1 rRNA gene is annotated in these 1,359 nt (G+C 53.9%); it reads left to right on the forward strand.

Annotation, left to right across the window (positions count from 1 at the left end):
- Positions 1 to 1,298: ribosomal RNA gene (locus tag MAF45_RS11215) — 23S ribosomal RNA — on the forward strand; the annotation flags it as partial.
- Positions 1,299 to 1,359: the final 61 nt, after the last annotated feature.

Consider the following 1,359-nt stretch of genomic DNA (forward strand, 5'->3'; position numbering starts at 1 on the left):
TGACCGTACCGTAAACCGACACAGGTGGGTGAGCTGAATATGCTCAGGCGCTTGAGAGAACTCGGGAGAAGGAACTCGGCAAATTGACACCGTAACTTCGGAATAAGGTGTGCCCTGGTAGCTTGAAGGGAGAAAAACCCTGAGGGCGAAGGGGCCTCAGAGAATCGGTGGCTGCAACTGTTTACTAAAAACACAGCGCTCTGCAAAGATGAAAGTCGACGTATAGGGCGTGATGCCTGCCCGGTGCTGGAAGATTAATTGATGAGGTGCAAGCCTCTGATCGAAGTCCCAGTAAACGGCGGCCGTAACTATAACGGTCCTAAGGTAGCGAAATTCCTTGTCGGGCAAGTTCCGACCTGCACGAATGGCATAATGATGGCCACACTGTCTCCTCCCGAGACTCAGTGAAATTGAAATGTTTGTGATGATGCAATCTCCCCGCGGCTAGACGGAAAGACCCCATGAACCTTAACTGCAGCTTTGCATTGGACTTTGAACCGATCTGTGTAGGATAGGCGGGAGGCTGTGAAAAGCGGATGCTAGTCCGCTTGGAGCCGACGTTGAAATACCGCCCTGATTTGTTTGAGGTTCTAACCTAAGCCAGTAAACCTGGCCGGGGACCGTGCATGGTGGGCAGTTTGACTGGGGCGGTCTCCTCCTAAAGGGTAACGGAGGAGTGCGAAGGTACGCTAAGCACGGTCGGAAATCGTGCGGATACTGCAATGGGACAAGCGTGCCTGACTGCGAGACCTACAAGTCGAGCAGATGCGAAAGCAGGTCATAGTGATCCGGTGGCACTGAATGGAAGGGCCATCGCTCAACGGATAAAAGGTACTCTGGGGATAACAGGCTGATACCGCCCAAGAGTTCATATCGACGGCGGTGTTTGGCACCTCGATGTCGGCTCATCTCATCCTGGGGCTGTAGCCGGTCCCAAGGGTATGGCTGTTCGCCATTTAAAGAGGTACGTGAGCTGGGTTTAAAACGTCGTGAGACAGTTTGGTCCCTATCTACCGCGGGCGCTGGAAGATTGACAGGGGCTGCTCCTAGTACGAGAGGACCGGAGTGGACGCACCTCTGGTGTACCGGTTGTGACGCCAGTCGCATTGCCGGGTAGCTACGTGCGGAAGAGATAACCGCTGAAAGCATCTAAGCGGGAAACTTGCCTGAAGATGAGTCTTCCCTGAGGCTGGACCTCACTGAAGGGTCGTTCTAGACCAGGACGTTGATAGGCTGGGTGTGGAAGCGCCGCGAGGCGTGGAGCTAACCAGTACTAATTGCCCGTGCGGCTTGATCCTATAACCGTGCTGCTTGAAGAAAAGAAGCTGCAGAGGTTTTGAAAGGGAAAAGCAAGGCGTG

Source organism: Mesosutterella porci (assembly GCF_022134585.1).
Classification (GTDB): domain Bacteria; phylum Pseudomonadota; class Gammaproteobacteria; order Burkholderiales; family Burkholderiaceae_F; genus Mesosutterella; species Mesosutterella porci.